The organism is Bradyrhizobium sp. Ec3.3 (genome assembly GCF_000472925.1).
GTDB lineage: Bacteria > Pseudomonadota > Alphaproteobacteria > Rhizobiales > Xanthobacteraceae > Bradyrhizobium.
Genome location: NZ_AXAS01000001.1, coordinates 328,814 through 346,777, shown reverse-complemented (window position 1 = coordinate 346,777; position 17,964 = coordinate 328,814). Strand labels below are relative to the sequence as shown.

The window sequence follows — 17,964 nt, the reverse complement described above, 5'->3', positions numbered from 1 at the left end:
TTAATCGATATATCTATCTATTAATCCGTAGATTGGTTGAATAGAAGCTTTCTTTAAGATCATCCAGGTTTCTCACAGAGCATCCATGACAACCGTAACGCGAGCCATCTTAGAGCGTCATTCGGCGCGTGCGTTCCTGAACAAGTCCATTCCGCTTTCAATCGTGCGCGAGATCATCGAAATCGCCCGCCATACAGCTTCGAGCAGCAACATGCAGCCATGGCGAGTGACGGCGATGGCGGGGTCCGATCTCGAACAGCTCAAGGCGGCAGTAAAGCAGAGCCTTGCAGCGAATTCAGCGGGCGAAGGATCCGAGTACAATATCTACGCGGCTCATCTGAAAGACCCTTACAATAGTCGGCGCCTGAAATGCGCTGAGGATATGTATGCAACGATCGGCATCGGCAAAGAAAACAAGCTGGGCCGCCTGATGCAATTTGCGCGCAATTTCGATTTCTACGGCGCGCCTGTCGGTATGATCCTGTCGATCGACCGCGCCATGGAGCAGGGACAATGGGCCGATACTGGCATGTTCCTGCAATCTATACTGCTGCTTGCCCACGAGCGCGGCTTGGCTGCGTGTCCGCAGGCGGCGTGGGCGGCGATGCACAAGACGGTGCGCGCGCATCTCGATTTGCCTCCGGAGCTAATCGTGTTCTGCGGCATCTCGCTCGGCTACCGCGACGCGTCGCAACCGATCAACAGTCTGGTGACCGAACGTGCATCTCTCGAGGAAATTGCTGACCTGCGCGGTTTTGCACTCGAAGAACTGAACCGCCCGGCGCCGGTATCCCCATGAACACCGGCGACGGCGAAGCTGCCCCACTGCTTAGTTTGGGCCCCTCCGAGCCTGTGCCGACTATCACTGCTGCAGACTTGGCTCGGCGCGGTGGTGGCGCACCAGCAATAATTACTTCGAAGCGAACTCCTCGAACCTCGAGAGAGCCGAAGCCGCGCGCCGCTCTACCCTTTCTTGCCGGATGAAGCGGAATCTTGCGACCGAGAGCAAAGATAAGCCATCTGTGATGCACACACCTAGAGCGGCTCTTTGGACCGAGCCACCTGCGCCTGAACAAGCCCGCCCTCAAAAGCGGCCGGGACTGTTGACGCAAGCAGACCTGCGCTTTCCGAGGCAATCCCACATCGCATCAGGCCTTCTGCAAGCGTTCGCTGCCAAAGGTCGAAAGCCTTTGGCGACATTTGGCCCATCACGCCGTTCCCGGAATTGAAAGGGCCGCTATCGAAGAGTAACCGGACCAGCCGCGAAATCGGGAGGACAGCCGCCCATAAGGCGTAGCGCAAGATCGCAGTCCGTCGCAGGTCATCCGGCTGGATCGCTTGGTCGGCAGCCGGGTCATAGTGCGATGGCGAACGAGTAGTGCCCATCTTCATCGGCCGTGGCGCGCCATTTCGGTATTCGCTATCGCCGCCGAAACCGGCCGATCCTTCGATTGACCTCAGTCTAGTTGTTGAGTTGGGTGCACTGTCACCGGGCCAAGCAGCGGACTCTGCCACTACTGCGCGGGATATAGGCGTACCCGGTCCAAGAATGCGGCCAATGCGGCTTCAATCGGAGCGGGGTCACCCAACGGTAGGGTTACATGTAATTCCACCACCTGCCGCTTGAGGCTGATCGCGCGGACCATATACTTCTCATAGGCAGCGCATGTTCCCTTCCATGTGATTTGCGGCGGCGTGCCGGGCTTGACTGAGCTCTCGACGCCTTCGATGCCGAGTTTGTGGTCGAAGGGGATTTCGCTGGCGGTGCATTTGTGCTGGTGCAGCCATCTCCCAAGATACCCCTTGAAAGAAATCGGCGTTCTCGCTGTGACCACGATCACCGTGTAGATTGTCCCACCCTCTTTCCATTGGGCGTACGAGGCCGGTCCTTCCCCGTAGGCGGTCTTCTCGACGGTGCAGGCTGGGGCCTCGCAAGTAACAGGACCGGTGCGACATTGCTCAGCGCTCGACAGCGCCGGCGCCAGCCAAACTGGAAGCAGCGCAGCGGCCACTGCGCTAGCGCGAAGGATAGCGTTCATGGCTGTTCGCTCCTTCACTGTTTGCCGAAGGGCTCGCATCCCACCCGTTGGATGCCCCGTTCACGTATGCCAAACCTGCAATCGGGCGGTAGCGGCCGGCAGAAGTCACGGATGCCGTTCCGCCCAGACTTCTTGGGAAATCGGCAGGCCGAACCGCAGCAATGAACGGGCCAAGACCGGATGCGCCGATGCCCAGAGGTCATCGAACAGAAACCAGACGTGCGTGCAAAATCCATCGGACAGCCGGAGTTCGACTGAATGCGCGTTGTCCTGCAAGGAGATCGAAGGTTCATCCCGACGGTGCCACCGGGGCTCCTTCCGCAGCTCATCCTCGGTCAGCGTGCCCGCCGCCATTTCCTCGCAGTGCTTATCGACATTCGTCGGAGACACCTCGCCCAGACGGCGCAACAAGGCCGGAACGTTAAGTTCCGGATTGTGCCGCGCTATCAGCGCCATCCATTCGAGTTCGAGCAAATGGTCCACCTTGAGTCCTGGCGGAAGCAGTCCCGGTATGGTTATTTTTCCGGGTGGAACAGCCCGCAGCCAGCCGGCGAATTCAGGAAGACGCAACCCACGCACTTCGATGGGACCGGGGAGGTCGAGGAGATTGCCGCCGTCCCACACTGTCGCAAAGACGCCGAAAACCGAGCCAACTCCCCCAACGTTGCCAGCCAAGGCGATGCCGCAACCAGGATCGAATCCTCCGCTGCCGGTTTCCGGCGGCAGTCGATCGGCGGAATAGCAGGCGAAGCGCTCTTGTTCCGCCTCAAGAACTTCGTCGCTGACCCACCAGAAAGCGAGTTGCACCTCGTCGTCGTCGGTCTCGATGAAGACATATCCATCCCGGCACTCGACGATACCATACCAGTTGTGAGACAGAAGTGTTTGCAAGTCGACCATGTTCGCGGGCGCGGCGAGCCCCTTGTCCCGGACGTTTTCGGCGAAGCCCGCGAAGTAATATAGGTTTTCGACATTCAGCAATTCCTTGCTGCTGATGCCGGCATCTTCGCGCAGGCGAGGCCAAATCGACTGAAACCAGGCAAGCGGCGATGGCGCATCCAACCTGTAGGTTGACCGGTTTGATGGCAGGTAAGGGCTTCTGAGAATAAAGTTCGTTGCCATCTTCGATTCCTTCGGCGATCGATCCGCAGCCGGCGCTTAGGTGCTTTGCAAGGCAGCCGGTCAGGCGCGGAAAGCCATTGCCAGAGTCGGCGTCGCAAAAGACGCAGACCGCACCAAAGCCGAAACCGGATTTGATGCCAACCGGACTGATCTCATGGCAACCCATCCCCGCCGGACCCGTTAAGGTTCTTTTGTAGCGGACGACGTCTCCAGGGTTCAAATCACCCGCTCTTCCTGTGATTTCCTCAAAGCCATGGAATACCAGCATGTTCGTGCAACGCCTGCGTTCGGTGATAGCATCCGAACACCTCAACCCGAATGCTGGGGCGTACCCTTGGCAACCGCCGCGCGTGATCGTCGCGGTTTCGGCCGTTGCATCATAGCGCCACGGCGAAGCAGTAGTGCCCATCTTCATCGGCCCTGGCGCGCCATTTCTCGCTCGCTTTGCGAGCGTCGGTTGGGCAAGCCAGCCTCAGCCTTTTTCATAGCGAGACGATGCGTGCTGCTCTGCTGGAGGCTTTTTCGGCTGGAAGCCGCTCAATCCTGACGCCGAAATCTGGTGCCCATAGGTGCGTGCGATGATCGTCAGCGTTCGCCCGTGATATCTGTCACGAAATTGGCGATGTCCGGTCGTTTGGGAATGATCTGATATTTCACGTACCAGTCGGCGATATGCTCGATGTGCTGCTTGGCTTGCGTCGTCACGGGGCCCGTGCGCGACGAGCTGCAGTTCTATGCCACCAGTGCGCGTACTGACATCGCCAAGGAACTCGGCTTCATCGGCGGCAAGCTGCCCTTGCTACACGGTCCCGCCGAAGGCGATGAGGGTCTGAAGAAGAACATCAAGATCATTGAGGACATGCGCAACAAGGTCGGCGACGACTTCTGGCTCATGTACGACTGCTGGATGAGCCTCGACCTCAAAGCCCGGGTCCGGCGTGCGCGTGAATCCGGAGATCCAGTTGAACCGACCTTATCAACCGGGTCATGTCTTCTTGACGGAGAAACATATGCAACCGGCGCGCTCGGAATCGAAATCCGACGCGGCAGTTTCAGATGTGGCAGGCACCCAAGACCTTGGCATATTCTCGCCGACGAGGTAGCTCCCTGGTGAGGTCGCTGCCAACCGGGACCGGTAGAGCCTTACGGGCTCGGATCGAGCATGAGAGCACCCATGAACTTGCGCGACTGCCACAACTTTCATGACTTCCGTCGCTTGGCCGAGCGACGGCTGCCCGGCCCGATATTCAACTACATCGACGGCGCCGCAGACGATGAGGTGACATACCGGCGCAACACGAAAGCCTTCGAGGACTGCGACCTCGTGCCCAACGTTCTGCGCGGCGTGGAGCAGGTTGATCTCTCCGTCGAAGTCATGGGCCAGAAGCTGGCTCTGCCGGTCTATTGCTCCCCGACGGCCTTGCAACGCCTTTTCCACCACCAGGGTGAGCGCGCCGTCGCGGCCGCAGCAGCAAAATACGGCACCATGTTCGGAGTATCCTCGCTCGGGACGGTGAGCCTCGAGGAGCTACGCAAGGCTCACGATACGCCACAGGTCTATCAGTTCTATTTTCACAGGGACCGGGGCCTCAACCGGGCCATGATGCAACGAGCGAAGGACGCCGGTGTCCAGGTCATGATGCTGACCGTCGACAGCATCACCGGCGGCAACCGCGAACGCGATCTGCGCACCGGCTTTTCAATACCGTTCAGGTTGACGCTTGCCGGCATGCTGCAATTTGCGATCAAGCCGAGGTGGGGGTTAGAGTACATTACCCACGAGCGCTTCAAGCTGCCGCAACTCGACGAGCACATTGACATGAGCGGCGGCGCACTCTCGATCGGCCGCTATTTCACGGAAATGCTCGACCCATCCATGAATTGGGACGATGTGGCTGAAATGGTTCGGTCGTGGAACGGCCAATTCTGCCTCAAGGGCATCGTATCCGCTGACGACGCCAGGCGCGCCGCCGAGATCGGTTGTACCGGCATCGTCATCTCCAACCATGGCGGCCGGCAACTGGACGGCTCTCGGGCGTCATTCGATCAATTGGCCGAAATCGTCGATGCCGTGGGTGACCGGATCGACGTGCTCATGGATGGCGGGGTCCAACGGGGCAGCCATGTCCTGAAGGCCCTCTCAGTCGGCGCCAAGGCGGTCGGTCTCGGCCGTTATTATCTCTATCCTCTGGCTGCCGCCGGCCAGGCCGGCGTCGAGCGGGCTCTCGGCATGATGCGGACCGAAATCGAGCGCGACATGAAGCTGATGGGCTGCACCTCGGTCAGCCAGCTCTCGCGCGACAATCTGCGGTTCAGGTGAACGCGAACCAGTCGGAGGATACGCTCACAACAAATCCCGATCCCTCTCAGTATTCCATCGCTCCATCAGCAACAGCTGAGCTCGACCTGGCTGACCGTTCCTGCTCCGATGCGCGAAAGTTGCGAAGGCGAGGCTTCGCAAGGGGGAATACAAAGCTATGTCGATCTGCTCACCTGTCTGCAAATGGCAGGCTGGGACAATCCGGCTCCATCACCTGTGACCCCGCTCAGGGGAGCGAGCAAGACGCGGAACGCCAGGAATTAGTTGCGCCAAGAATTAATTGCCAAGACAAAGTTGGGATAGAGCCGGTGATATTCGGCGAGAGGTCCGGGAAGCCTGACGGGCACCGTACTCTCAATGGCGTTTTCCGCCGGTCGCAACCGGACTGCGACACTGCGCTTTTCCGTCTTGCGATGCTTTCTCAGGTTCGCAACGGCGCCCGATATTCGGTCGCGAGAGTCTCATCGGCCGAAGTGCGGCTGACGAGATTGAACAGCGGCGTGAGGACGAGTGTCAGAATGAGGTTGAGGACCACGGCATACAGCGCCGAATAGCCGGGAAAGGTGAACTCGCCTACCGCAAGAGCATAGGTCGGGGTAAGGTTCGCGGCGACGAACATCGCGGTTCCCGCAACAATTCCCGCGGCCCATCCGATGAGTAGCGCCCAATCGTTGAACCATCGCGTGTAGACGCCGAGCATCACGGCAGGCAGCGTCTGGATGATCCAGATTCCGCCGAGGAGCTGCAGGTAGATCGCAAATTTCGATGGCACGAACACGATGAAGGCCAGCGCGCCGAACTTGACGATGAGCGACACCCACTTTGCCATCTGCGCTTCCTGCTTGTCGGTGGGCGCGCCGTTGATAAATTCGCGGTGAATGTTGCGCGTGTAGAGATTGGCGGCAGCGATCGACATGATCGCGGCGGGCACGAGCGCTCCGATGCCGATGGCGGCAAAGGCGATGCCGACGAACCATGACGGGAAGCTGTGGAGGAACAGGGCCGGCACCGCAAAATTGTTGCCGAACTGTTTGAAGCCGGTCGCATATTCGGGAAGCGTGCCGACGTCTGCGGCAATCGCGAAGAAGCCGACGAGCGCAAGCAGGCCAAGCATGAATGAATAGGCAGGCAGAAGTGCCGCGTTGCGCCTGACGGCGCGTCCGCTGCTGGCGCTCAGGATACCCGTGATCGAATGGGGGTAAAGGAAGAGCGCCAGCGCCGATCCGAGCGCCAGCGTCGCGTAGGCGCCGTACGCGCCGGTCGTGTTGGCGCCGGGCGTAGCCAGCAGGAGTTTCGAATCCGGTACGGCTGCGAAGATCTTCTCAAAACCGCCAAGCTGTATGGGAACGGCGACGATGGTAGCGAACGCCGTGATGTAGATCAGGATGTCCTTGACGATGGCGATTGACGCGGGGGCCCGCAGTCCGCTCGAATAGGTGAAGGCTGCGAGGATGATGAACGCGAACAGCAGCGGCAGGTCGCCACTATAGCCCTCGCCGGAAACGCCCATCCCACCGATCACGACCTGAAGCCCGACAAGCTGGAGCGCAATATAGGGCAATGTCGCGACGATGCCGGTGACCGCCATCGCCAGCGCGAGCCAGCGATTGCCGAAGCGCCCGCGGACGAAGTCGGCAGCCGTGATGTAGTTGTGCCGGTGGCAGACGTACCAAAGCCGCGGAAAAACCAGGAAGAGGATGGGGTAAGCGATGATCGTATACGGGACAGCAAAGAAAGCGACCGCGCCGGCCCCGAAAGCCAGCGCCGGAACCGCAATGAAGGTGTAGGCCGTGTAGAGGTCGCCGCCTATCAAGAACCAGGTGACGATTGTGCCGAAGCGACGTCCGCCAAGCCCCCATTCATGCAACTGATCGAGGTCGCCCTTGCGCCAATGCGCGGCTGCAAAGCCGAGCCACGTGATCAGCGCAAACAGCACCAGGAAGATGATCAAGGCAGTCCAGTTGACGTCCTGCACGGCACTCCTCCCGATTGGCCCTCCTCGTTATCGTTTCCCCTTGCGTGATTGCACCCGCGAGCGGGCTATTCCTCCGTCGCGAAATAGACCATTGCAGTCAGGATGGCTCCAATGATGACCCAGAGAAGCTGGTACCAGTAGAAGAATGGGATGCCGATGAGCTCGGGCTCGGCCATGTTGTAGAACGGCGGCCAGAGAACGGCGACGAATTGAATGAGGAGGAGCAGGTACCACCAGCTCCATCCGGCGCGTTTTTCGTCCTGCCGGCCGCCGGCTGCTTCCTGGATGCTGTGTTTCGAACCGACGCCGTTTGACATGGAGGCCTCCTTCACCGAGGTGCGCCAATGCCGGTCAATGATGCGGACGGTAGCGGAGCTAACTCGATTATCCCGGCAGCAAAAGTTGGGGCTTGTCACCTCCACGCGGCCTTCTCATCCGCGCCGTCGTCGTAACGCATCACCTGTTCCCGAGTTCCTGTCCCGTTTCGGCTATGGCGCGCTTTCAGCGCGCCGCGACGAGTTGAGGCGGCAATCCTCGCGATTGCTCCGCTCGTCCATCGCGGTCCATCCTATCGGTGACCGTCAGCATTCCGAACTAAGGCGTAGGAGTTTCACTGCCAGCAGGGAGACTACAGGCGTCGGCGACCAACGCGCGAAACCACTGGTGCGCAGGATGCGCGTGAAGACGCTCGTGCCAGATCATTTTGTGAAGAATTCGCTCGGTTTCGAACGGTAACGCGAAGGCTGCGAGCTCGTGCTTCGCGATGAGGGACCGGCCATAGCCGTCGACGTAACTTTGCGGCACGCAGGTCAGCAAGTCGCTTTCCGCGACAATTCGCAAAGCATCAGCGAAGTGGTTGACCACCGCCGCAATCGATCGTGTGTGGCCTTGCAAGCTGAGCCATCCATCGACCACGCCCAGGTCGGTGCCGGATGGCGTGACCAAAACATGATCGGCCGCGACAAACCGTTTCAGGGTCAGCCGGTGGGCCAATTCATGTTCCCGGCGCATCACGCAAATATATTGATCCGTGCGCACGCCTTGGACGTGCATGTGCCTGGGGAGGGCCGGGAACATGCCGACCGCACAGTCCAACGTCCCACGCTCAATCCCCGCCAGGGAATTTGCATTGGTGTGAAAGGAAAACGCGATCCGTGCCAGCGGCGCGGCAGCTCTCAACCTCAACGTTACGGCGGAGACCGCTTCCACGGCCAGGCTGTCAGTGACTGCAAATCGGAAGGTCGTCGTCTCTGTACGAGGGTCGAAATGCTGCGGCGTGATCGACGAGCGGATCATCCCGAGCGAGCGATGAAGCTCTGGCCAGATTGCCAGCATTCGTGCCGTGGGTTGCACCCCGGCGGCCGCCTTCAGGAACAACCGATCCCCGGCAAGGGCACGCGCGCGTCGTAGCGCGTTGCTGACCGCCGGCTGGCTCATGCCGAGGCTGGCCGCGGCACGCGTCACGTTGCGCTCCAACATGATGGCTTCCAGTACGGCGGCCAGGTTTAGGTCGAAACGCACGTTATTCACCCAGATGATGATGGTCCATCAAAATCTAAATTGGACTGGGGAAATGATTTGCGCAACTTATAAACCGAGGCCGCCAAGCATGGGTCTCGCAAGAGCACCTGAGGAAGCCCTATCGCATGAATCCCGCCGTCACCGAGGACCGCCTGCCGAAACTCACGGGGAAAATCGCTCCCGACCGGATACGCCTCGCGCGCGCCCCTCGCCCCCCTCGCGGGCTGGTTGAAGGCTTCAAGTCGATCGGAGATGCCACCAGCGTGATTTCGGACATCATGGATGAGATGGGCATCACCGGGGCGATCGGGGCGTCGTTGCTGAAGCCCACTATCGCGGGCTCAGCCATCGTCGGCCCGGCGCTGACGGTGCGCAACATTCTTCAGCGCGAGCACGTCTATGAAACCGCGCGCGATCACGTCAATCGCATGGCGGAATTCGAGGCGCACAACCTCGCGCTTCCCGGCGACGTGGTGGTGATCGATGGCGTCGCCGGCATTTCCAACATGGGCGGTATTTCGGCGCAAACCGGTAAGCGGCAGGGCGAGGCCGGTGCCATCGTGCACGGCGGCGTCCGCGACGTCGGTCACTCCAGGCGTGTCGGCTATCCGATCTGGGCCACCGAGATCACGCCGGTGACCGGCAAGTGGCGCATCGAGACCGTCGAGATCAACGGAGACATTCAGGTGGCCGGCGTTCGCGTTTCGCCGGGCGATATCGTGGTCGCTGATGAGACCGGCGTGTGCTTCATCCCGCGCGACCGTGCACCGGAGGTGCTGGTGCGCGCACTCCAGAAGGCATCGTTCGAAAGTCGGAAATGCGAAGCCATCGATGCCGGCGTTTCGGTCGCAGATCTCCCGACCAACGCTTGAGCGCGGAGCCATCCCATGCAGCGGCTGCGCGTTGCCGTCATCGACGACTATCAGGACGTGGTGCGAAGCCTCGACTGCTTCAAGAAACTGCGGGGGCACGAGGTGACGATCTGGAACGACCATGTCGGGGATCTCGACGCCTTGGCCGGGCGGCTGGCCGAGACCGATGCGCTCGTGCTGATGCGGGAGCGCACCAAGGTGGACGCGGCGCTGCTCAGCCGCCTGCCGAAGCTCAAGCTGATCAGCCAGAACGGGCACGTGCCCCACATCGATCTCGACGCCTGCACACGGCACGATGTGGTCGTCTGCTCGGCCTTGGGCGGGCGCCTCTCTCATTGCACGGTCGAGTTGACCTGGGGCCTCATCTTGGCTGCGATGCGCAACATCCCCTTCGAAAGCTGCTCCTTGCGCTCGGGACGATGGCAGTCGACGATCGGGTTGGGACTGCATGGCCGGACGCTCGGCGTCTACGGCTTCGGCAAGCTTGGCGCTCTTGTGGCGGAAATCGGTGTCGCATTCGGAATGAAGCTGCTGGTGTGGGGGCGGCAGGGATCGCTCGAGCGGGCGGCGGCCGCAGGCTACCATGTGGCAGCGAACGCGAAGGAGCTGTTCGAACAGTCAGATATCTTGAGTTTGCATCTGCGCTTGAGCGCGGACACCGCGGGAATGATCGGCCCGGACGACCTCGCCCGGATGAAGCCAACCGCGCTGCTTGTGAATACCAGCCGGGCAGAACTGATTAAGCCCGGCGCTCTGGTGACAGCTCTAAAGCAGGGGCGGCCGGGCAAGGCGGCGGTGGACGTCTTCGAGCGCGAGCCGCTCACGAATCCCGACGATCCGCTCCTTCGGCTGCCAAATGCCCTGTGCACGCCACATCTCGGCTATGTGGAGCGTGACAATTACGAGTTCGGCTACGGCAACGCCTTCGACCAGATCGTGGCATTCGCGCGCGGCACGCCAATCAACGTTCGCAATCCGGCCTCGCTCAAACAGGAATCGTGCCAATGAATCTCGAACTGGACGGAAAGGTCGTCCTGATCACCGGCGGCAGCAAAGGCATCGGTCTTGCCTGCGCCCAGGCCTTCGGACGAGAAGGGGCCCGCGTGGCAATTGCGTCGCGCAACGAGGCCAATCTGGACAAGGCCCGAGCCGCGCTTGGCGAGCACGACATTAGCGTCGCCTGCTTCGCGGGCGATCTGTCCAATCCATCGGATGCGGAAAAGGTGGTCGTAGCGGTTGAGGAGCAGGTTGGCCCCCTCGCTGTTCTCGTCAACTCGGCCGGAGGCGCCAAGCGCGTTCCCCCGAGCGAGCTGACGACGGACAAGTGGCGGATTGCCATGGACGCGAAATTCTTCTCCTACATGAACGCGATCGACTTCGCCTTGCCCCGGATGGTCGCTCGCCGGGCCGGTGCGATCGTCAACATCGTCGGCACCGGCGGCAAGATCGCGTCTCCGATCCACCTGCCGGGCGGAGCCGCAAACGCCGCGCTCATGCTCGCCTCTGCCGGACTGGCGGCGGCCTGGGGACATGCCGGCGTCCGCATCAACGTGGTCAACCCCGGAGCCACGCTCACCGATCGTGTGCAGATGTCGCTCGAGGCTGAGTCCCGCCTGACCGGCAAGCCGCCAGAGGAACTGCTCCGACAAAATCAGCAGCGCATTCCGCTCGGCCGATATGCCAACCCGGAGGAGGTGGCCGATGCTGTGCTGTACCTCGCAAGCGCACGGGCGTCGTACGTGACCGGCGCCTCCGTGACGATGGACGGAGGTCTGACGCCTCTCGTCGTCTAACAAGCGCAAACAAACAACAAAAAACAAATCCAGGGACGGATCAGATGTTCGGTTGGTATCGGGAATTGACTGACCGTGAGCGTAGTACGTTTTGGAGTTGTTTCGCGGGCTGGGCGGTCGACGCCATGGACGCGCAGCTCTTCAGTTTCGCGCTCCCTGTCCTGATCGCGGCCTGGGGGATGAGCACGGCGCAGGCAGGCTACCTCGCAACGGCAACTCTTCTTTCCGCAGCGATCGGTGGTTGGGCCTGCGGATATTTGGCCGATCGGTTCGGCCGAGTCCGGGTGATGCAGTTCACGATCCTCTGGTTTTCGCTGTTCACCTTCATCGCCGGGTTCACCCGGGATTTCGATCAACTCATCGTCGTGCGCGTGCTGCAAGGACTGGGGTTCGGCGGTGAATGGGCCGCGGGCGCGGTTCTGATGGGTGAGATCATCCGCCCGGCACATCGCGGCAAAGCCGTGGGTTGCGTCCAAAGCGGTTTCGGCATCGGCTGGAGCATGGCCGCCATTCTGGCGGGTGTCGTTTTCGCGCTCCTTCCGCACGATTATGGCTGGCGCGTTCTGCTGATGATCGGCGTCTTGCCCGGGCTGCTTGTTCTCTATCTGCGTCGCGGCCTCACAGAGCCGGAGGTGTACACAAATACGCGCGCCGCTCTCGCGGAGAGGGACCAACTCCCCGGCCTGGCGGCCATCTTCCGGCCCGCCATTCTTCCGACCACCATTCTGTCGTCGCTTCTGGCCTTCGGCGTGATCGGTGTCGGCGGAGCCATCGTGAACTGGCTGCCCACTTTCATGAAGACCATTCGCCATTTGTCACCAAGCGCCTCGGGGTACTACGTGTTCTTCGTGACTGGTGGAGCCTTCTTCGGCTTTCTGGTGAGTGCCTATCTGTCGGATCAGCTTGGTCGCCGCCGGACGTTTCAGCTGTTCCTGGTCTGCTCCTGGGTCGTGACCGTCGCCTACATGTTCCTGCCGCTCTCCGGCGGGACGCTGATCCTGCTCGGAGTGCCATTCGGTTTCTTCACGATCGGCAACTATGCCGTGCTGGGACCGTTCTTCACGGAGCTGTTTCCGACAGCGATCCGGGCCAACGGCCAAAGCTTCGCCTACAATTTCGGCAAGGCGGTCGGCGCGGCTGCGGTTTCCTGCATTGGAATCCTGGCCCAGTGGATCACGCTGGCTGAGGCGATCGGGCTCGTGGCGTTGATCGGCTACGGCATCGCCCTGGTCGCCACGCTACTGCTGCCCGAAACGAAGGGCATCAGCCTTAAGTCCGGCGTGGAAGACGAGATCAGGCCCGACGCCGGAAAAAATCTCGCCGTCGTCACGACCCAGCCAGGTCCCGCAACCCCGTGATGACGCGCGAAACTGCCACGTGAAGATGATGAGGAGTCCCGCCATGCCTGGCCGCAAGAGCGTTACCGTTTCCGAGATCGCGCATAAATTTCCGGTGCCGAATGCCTGCCGTATCGCCAACATCGTCGTCTCGGGCGCCATTCAACCGGTCGACCCGGCCACTCATGTCATCCCGGATGACCTGGCCGCCCAATGCGCAAACATGTTTGGGAACGTGAAGTCCGTGATTGAAGCGGCTGGCGGAACGACGGACGACATCATCAAAGTAAATGTGTTCATACGGGATCGAAATAACCGCGAGCCGCTGAACGCGGAGTGGTTGCGCATGTTTCCTGACCCTCAGTCCCGTCCGGCCCGGCATGCCCAGCCCCTGCAGGTGGAGGGACCTGCCTTGGTGCTATGTGACTTCATGGCCGTGATCGAGGAACGGCAATAATCGTTTCTTTCTAATGAGGACTCCAACGTCCACAGGGTTGTCCCGCATGATGCTCGATCGCTTGTTTGATCGTTCGAAACGCTCCGCCACCAGCAGCGCCATCGATCTCAGCCGCCGTTCCTTCCTGGCCGCCGGCTGCCTTTGCTGCCTGGGGGCGGGAGCGCCGACAGCGGTGCTTGCAGATGCGCCCATGGCGAAGGGCGACGCGCCTGCGTTCTATCGATTGACGCTCGGTGACTTCGAGGTGGTGGTGTTGTCCGACGGCACCAACATGCTCCCTGCTACGAAACTGCTGAAGGGCGACCCTGCTCGGCTCGAGGAAGCACTGAAACGCAACTATCTCGGCGCCCTTGTCGAGACCTCCCATAATTCGTTTCTGGTGAATACCGGTCGCAAGCTGGTGCTGATCGACGCAGGCGCCGGCTCGTTGTTGGGACCCTCGACCGGTCGTCTCTTAAGCAATCTTCGCGCCGCGGGTTATCAACCGGAGCAGGTCGACGAGATCTATCTCACGCATCTGCATGCTGATCATGTCGGCGGGCTCATGGCCGGGGGGAAACGCGCCTTTCCTAACGCGATCGTGCGCGTCGACAGGCGTGACGCCGATTTCTGGCTCAGCGAGGCAAATATGCGCGCCGCCCCAACGGAGGCGAAGCGCTTCTTTCAGGCCGCCATGGTTTCGATCACCCCCTACATGCAGGCCGGCAGGCTCGTCGTATTCGATGGCGATACCGACCTCATCGCCGGCGTGCGTGCGCAAGCAGCGTATGGGCATACGCCCGGTCACACCATGTACGTGGTCGAGGGCAGGGGCGAAAAGCTCGTTCTGTGGGGCGATGTGGTGCACGTCGCCGCGGTGCAATTCGAGGACCCGTCCGTCACGATCGGTTACGATGTGGACGCGGGAGAGGCCCAACACGTCCACGAGCTCGCCTTTGCAGATGCCGCGGAGAATGGCCATTTGGTCGGGGGCGCGCACATATCTTTTCCTGGACTGGGCCATGTCCGACGCAACGGCGAGAAGGCGTACGCATACGTGCCCTTGAATTACTCGCAGGGTAAGGTCGGCGGTTGAGGCTGCGTCGTTCCACAGGAGTCATCACGCCATCTGTGCCGGCGAAAAGACCGGCGGCGTGTTCTCGGCCTCCCAGGCGTGATCCATCGGCTCTTGGCCGGCATGACGAACTCGGTGGCGCGCGCTTGCGACGTCGGAGGCCGGTCATAGCTCCCGCGTGCGTACCGATACCCCCATGGCGTCGAGCAGCCGAAACATCTGATCGTCGCTGATCTTCAGGCCAGCGAAGTCGGCAAGCGTCGTTAGGTTCAATCCACTCACTTCAGCTCCGGTGAGGTCGGCGCCGGCGAGCTTTGCACCATCGAGGATGGCCTGGAACAGGTCACAGTCCGTCAGGTCGGCATCGGTCAGGTCGGCGCCGGACAAATCGGCTTCACGAAGCCGGTTGCCGGAAAGGCTGCAACCCGGCAATTTCACCTCGGAGAGCTCGACCAGGTCCATCTTGCAGGCATGAAAGTGCGCCCGCGTCTCGATCTGCTTGCGGCTCAGGGCACGACTGAAGTCGACCTTCGTGAACCTCGCCCCCGTCAGATTGCAATCGTGCATCTCGATTGCGAAAAGCTCGGTTCGATCGAACGAAGCCAGCGACAAATCGCACGCGCTGAACGCGGCCCGTTGCAGATCGCTAAAGGCAAAGCTGCAGCGGTTGCCATCCTCATCGGCAAAGCTGCAGCTCTCGAAACGGGCGCCCGAAAGCTGTCCGTGCGAGAAGCGACACGACACGAACCTGCAATTGGCAAAGCGCGCGTCCTCAAAGACGGCATTGGAGAACTGAACCCGCTCGAACACCGAGTCGGCAAATGAGATGCCGGTGCAATCCATCTCGGGCCAGTGATCGTCGGACATCTGGAGCGACCGGACAGGCTTGCCGGCGCTGATCTCTCGGGCGAGCGCGTCGATGTTCATGCGAAATGGCTCTGGATGCGTCAGGAGGAGGTATCTTAACCGAAACGCATCGCACGCGCGCTGCCTTTGCTCGGGGAGTTTTGTGTGCTGGACGGTACCGAGTGTCCAACCCGATCGTTTGCACTATTCCGTTTGGCCCGAGATCATCCCGGCGACACGTTTTGCGTCCGGTCGCAATCGCGATTCCTGTAGGCGCCGCCAACGGGTGGGAGGAACGCCGCTCCAGCGCTCGAAGGCCCGGCTGAAGTGGGCGGGGTCGTCATAGCCGAGCATTGATCCAATTTCACTGATCGATCGGTCCGTCTGACACAGCAGTTTCACCGCCCGTCGCTGCAGCGCGTTTCGCAACAGGTCGCTATAGCTCAGTCCGACTTCGCTGAGCCTGCGCTGCAGTGTTCGTCTCGCGAGTCCCGACCGGATTCCGATGCGTGAAAGGGTAGGACGCCGATCGAGCAGCTCCAATTCGATCAGTACGGAAAGACGGCCCGGCAGGTCTTCTGGATCCGGCAGGTCGAAAATGCGTCCGAGTTCGGTCGCGGTCAGCCCATCGTCCCGTCCGAGATTTGGGTTGACGGCCGTCAGCAGCCGCCGGTCGAACACGATCGCGCTGGCAGTGTTGCCAATCGCCGTGTCGGTACACATCAACTCGCCGATCGGACATCGCAGCCGGGGCGGGAGACCCTCAAAGATGATCCGGCTCGGCAGCCACCATGCGCCGGCAAAATGCCTGACGACAGCGATCATGTACCAGATCGCGAGCATCTCGTTCTGCTGGCGCCCGTCGCGCGCAGGGTCGGTCAATTCATACGACCAGTGAATTTCGCTGCCGTGTCGGCGGACGACCAGCTGCGTGGCGGTCTGCAGCATGTGCGGCAGGCTCGTCCCGGCGCGGTGCATCGCCTCGAGCAAGGTCGGGGCCTGAGTGACCCATCTGCCGAAAACGCCGAGGCCAGCCATCGACGTCTGTCGACCAAGCCGGGCCGCAAAGACTTCGTCGTGCAATTCCCGCGAAGTCACCATCAACAGCCGGAAATGATCGCGCAGCGGCAACAGCGTGTCCGGCGATTCCAGCAGGGCGAGGGGAAGATCGGCACGGCGAAAGACCCGCTCGATCGATCCCCCGGCTGCCGTCACGACCTTGGCAATCGGACCAAGCGTGCTCGCGCGTGTGTAACCTGTCTGGTGCATCTGCCCTCACGCGCCAAATTGGCTGCCACGTCGGCACATCATGGCAGGCTGAATTCGGAGCGAAAATATAGCATTCGAATCCCCATCGATGAACACGGCCAAACTCCCGCGTCGAGTGAGGCCAGGGAGGAATGTATGTGCTTTGCTTGCCTAGGCTTATCGTCTCCAGCTGGGAAAATTTCCCGACGTGATGTCATGTTGCGTGCATCGGCGCTCGGCCTGGTCCTGCCGTTTGCCGGCTCCGCGTCGCGGACGGCGCAAGCGGCAGAGCAGGGCGGTCCGGCTCCAGCGGATCTGGTGAGCGGGATCAAGGATATCATTGCGAAGGCGAGCTCACCGGAACTGGTTTCCTACAAGGCTTTTGAGATCAACGGCACTGATCTCCCATGGACCGATCTTGGTCTCGACGCGGGGCGGGGCCAACAGGTGACGTTCCTCCTGAGCGGCAAAATGTGGCTGTCGCGCGAACACGATCTTTGGTTCGGGCCCGGCCTGATCTTCCACGCGCGCACGCGCGCCCTCCGACCGATCTACAATCCGATGCTGGATACGGGGACCATGACGGCCTCCCACGATGGACGGATCGAGGTCGCGCGTTCGGCAGCGGAATGGGCCAACGAGGACGGGGTACTGGGTACGCCGGAAGACATCTACAAGAAGGCGGACGTCAACATTACCGGTATCGCCCTGCTGTGGCGCGGGGATGCCGGTGTGGGCGTCAAGAGCCTCCTGGCACATGGCGATGTGGGCGGTCTGCTTAATTCCGAGTTGGCGCGTCTTGAGCGTGGGGGCAAGCTGCCAGCGGGCTGGTCGAACCTGCTCGGTTTTGGGGGTGGACAGGAAATCTTCAGCCAAGGCGCGGACGGCGAGATCATCTGCGACACCACGGGCCACGTCAGTATCATCGAGAGGCAGCTGGCGCTTCCGTTGGCCTCACGTCCGCGCCTCGCATGGCGCTGGAAGATCGATCGATTGCCATCCGTCGCCCCGGAGGACCAGGCTGCGACCCACGACTATCTTTCGATCGGCGTGATGTTCGAAGACGGGCAGGATCTGACATACATCTGGAGCGAGCACTTGCCCGAAGGCAAGGTTTTCCGGTGCCCGTTGCCCGCTTGGAAGGCGATCGAGACGCATATGATCGTCCGTTCCGGGAAGGCAGATCTCGGGACCTGGCAAGGGCAGGAACGCGACATCGCAGCAGACTACTCGGCCCATATCGGCGGATCGGCGAAAGCCATCTCGAAAATCTGGTTGCTGGCAGTCGCGCCCTTTCAGCGCCGGCGCGGCGCTTGCCGCTACGCCGACATCATGGTCACCACCGGCGACAACGTTGTGCACAAGGTTTAGTGCGAGCCG

18 protein-coding genes are annotated in these 17,964 nt (G+C 61.2%); 10 read left to right on the top strand and 8 right to left on the bottom strand.

The window, feature by feature from the left end:
• Positions 1-85 precede the first annotated feature (85 nt).
• Positions 86-799: a nitroreductase gene (locus YUU_RS49895; protein ID WP_051389578.1), complete on the top strand. Its 714-nt coding sequence runs from the start codon at positions 86-88 to the stop codon at positions 797-799.
• Between the two features lie 236 nt (positions 800-1,035).
• Here the strand turns inward: YUU_RS49895 and YUU_RS62620 are convergent, their stop codons facing one another.
• The 3 genes from YUU_RS62620 to YUU_RS0101720 all read right to left on the bottom strand — a co-directional run bounded on the left by YUU_RS62620 (position 1,036) and on the right by YUU_RS0101720 (position 3,161).
• Positions 1,036-1,200: a hypothetical protein gene (locus YUU_RS62620; protein WP_371260467.1), complete on the bottom strand. Its 165-nt coding sequence runs from the start codon at positions 1,198-1,200 to the stop codon at positions 1,036-1,038.
• Positions 1,201-1,514: 314 nt separating this feature from the next.
• Complete coding sequence (locus YUU_RS0101725) at positions 1,515-2,039, bottom strand: hypothetical protein (protein ID WP_156944035.1); 525 nt, start codon at positions 2,037-2,039, stop codon at positions 1,515-1,517.
• Between the two features lie 105 nt (positions 2,040-2,144).
• Positions 2,145-3,161 (bottom strand): hypothetical protein, encoded by a 1,017-nt coding sequence (locus tag YUU_RS0101720; RefSeq protein WP_156944034.1) that lies wholly within the window; start codon positions 3,159-3,161, stop codon positions 2,145-2,147.
• 712 nt (positions 3,162-3,873) lie between these two features.
• Between YUU_RS0101720 and YUU_RS60970 the strand changes: the two genes are divergently transcribed.
• Both YUU_RS60970 and YUU_RS0101705 read left to right on the top strand, forming a co-directional pair.
• Complete coding sequence (locus YUU_RS60970) at positions 3,874-4,275, top strand: hypothetical protein (RefSeq protein ID WP_027520792.1); 402 nt, start codon at positions 3,874-3,876, stop codon at positions 4,273-4,275.
• A gap of 60 nt (positions 4,276-4,335) precedes the next feature.
• Positions 4,336-5,481, top strand: coding sequence for an alpha-hydroxy acid oxidase (locus tag YUU_RS0101705; protein WP_027520791.1), 1,146 nt, complete (start codon positions 4,336-4,338; stop codon positions 5,479-5,481).
• A gap of 421 nt (positions 5,482-5,902) precedes the next feature.
• Here YUU_RS0101705 and mctP read toward each other — a convergent pair whose 3' ends face one another.
• The 3 genes from mctP to YUU_RS0101690 all read right to left on the bottom strand — a co-directional run bounded on the left by mctP (position 5,903) and on the right by YUU_RS0101690 (position 8,977).
• Positions 5,903-7,456 (bottom strand): monocarboxylate uptake permease MctP, encoded by a 1,554-nt coding sequence (gene mctP / locus YUU_RS49890; protein ID WP_035660722.1) that lies wholly within the window; start codon positions 7,454-7,456, stop codon positions 5,903-5,905.
• 65 nt (positions 7,457-7,521) lie between these two features.
• Positions 7,522-7,773, bottom strand: coding sequence for a DUF3311 domain-containing protein (locus YUU_RS0101695; RefSeq protein ID WP_084801315.1), 252 nt, complete (start codon positions 7,771-7,773; stop codon positions 7,522-7,524).
• A 277-nt stretch (positions 7,774-8,050) separates the two neighbouring features.
• A complete protein-coding gene (locus YUU_RS0101690; RefSeq protein WP_027520789.1) occupies positions 8,051-8,977 on the bottom strand; it encodes a LysR family transcriptional regulator in 927 nt (308 codons plus the stop codon).
• 125 nt (positions 8,978-9,102) lie between these two features.
• On the opposite strand from YUU_RS0101690, the gene YUU_RS0101685 reads away from it, so the two are divergent.
• The 6 genes from YUU_RS0101685 to YUU_RS0101660 are packed head-to-tail and all read left to right on the top strand — an operon-like array spanning position 9,103 to position 14,511.
• Positions 9,103-9,849, top strand: a complete 747-nt coding sequence (locus YUU_RS0101685; RefSeq protein ID WP_027520788.1) for an RraA family protein — start codon at positions 9,103-9,105, stop codon at positions 9,847-9,849.
• Positions 9,850-9,864: 15 nt separating this feature from the next.
• Entirely contained in the window at positions 9,865-10,857 is a 993-nt protein-coding gene (locus YUU_RS0101680) for a D-2-hydroxyacid dehydrogenase family protein (RefSeq protein ID WP_198031679.1), read from the top strand.
• A complete protein-coding gene (locus tag YUU_RS0101675; RefSeq protein WP_027520786.1) occupies positions 10,854-11,642 on the top strand; it encodes an SDR family oxidoreductase in 789 nt (262 codons plus the stop codon). Before YUU_RS0101680 ends, YUU_RS0101675 begins: the two co-directional genes overlap by 4 nt.
• A gap of 44 nt (positions 11,643-11,686) precedes the next feature.
• Positions 11,687-13,000 carry an MFS transporter gene (locus tag YUU_RS49885; protein ID WP_051389577.1) on the top strand — a complete coding sequence of 438 codons (1,314 nt, stop codon included), beginning with the start codon at positions 11,687-11,689 and terminating at the stop codon, positions 12,998-13,000.
• A gap of 43 nt (positions 13,001-13,043) precedes the next feature.
• Positions 13,044-13,436 (top strand): RidA family protein, encoded by a 393-nt coding sequence (locus YUU_RS0101665; protein ID WP_027520785.1) that lies wholly within the window; start codon positions 13,044-13,046, stop codon positions 13,434-13,436.
• 46 nt (positions 13,437-13,482) lie between these two features.
• On the top strand, positions 13,483-14,511 hold the full coding sequence (locus YUU_RS0101660; RefSeq protein WP_245287925.1) for an MBL fold metallo-hydrolase: 1,029 nt from the start codon (positions 13,483-13,485) through the stop codon (positions 14,509-14,511).
• A 144-nt stretch (positions 14,512-14,655) separates the two neighbouring features.
• On the opposite strand, the gene YUU_RS0101655 is transcribed toward YUU_RS0101660, so the two are convergent.
• Together YUU_RS0101655 and YUU_RS49880 are read right to left on the bottom strand one after the other, a co-directional pair.
• Positions 14,656-15,417, bottom strand: a complete 762-nt coding sequence (locus tag YUU_RS0101655) for a pentapeptide repeat-containing protein (protein WP_051389576.1) — start codon at positions 15,415-15,417, stop codon at positions 14,656-14,658.
• Positions 15,418-15,540: 123 nt separating this feature from the next.
• Positions 15,541-16,605, bottom strand: a complete 1,065-nt coding sequence (locus YUU_RS49880; RefSeq protein ID WP_051389575.1) for an AraC family transcriptional regulator — start codon at positions 16,603-16,605, stop codon at positions 15,541-15,543.
• 135 nt (positions 16,606-16,740) lie between these two features.
• On the opposite strand from YUU_RS49880, the gene YUU_RS0101645 reads away from it, so the two are divergent.
• Complete coding sequence (locus YUU_RS0101645) at positions 16,741-17,955, top strand: DUF3047 domain-containing protein (RefSeq protein ID WP_027520782.1); 1,215 nt, start codon at positions 16,741-16,743, stop codon at positions 17,953-17,955.
• The last annotated feature ends 9 nt before the right edge of the window (positions 17,956-17,964 follow it).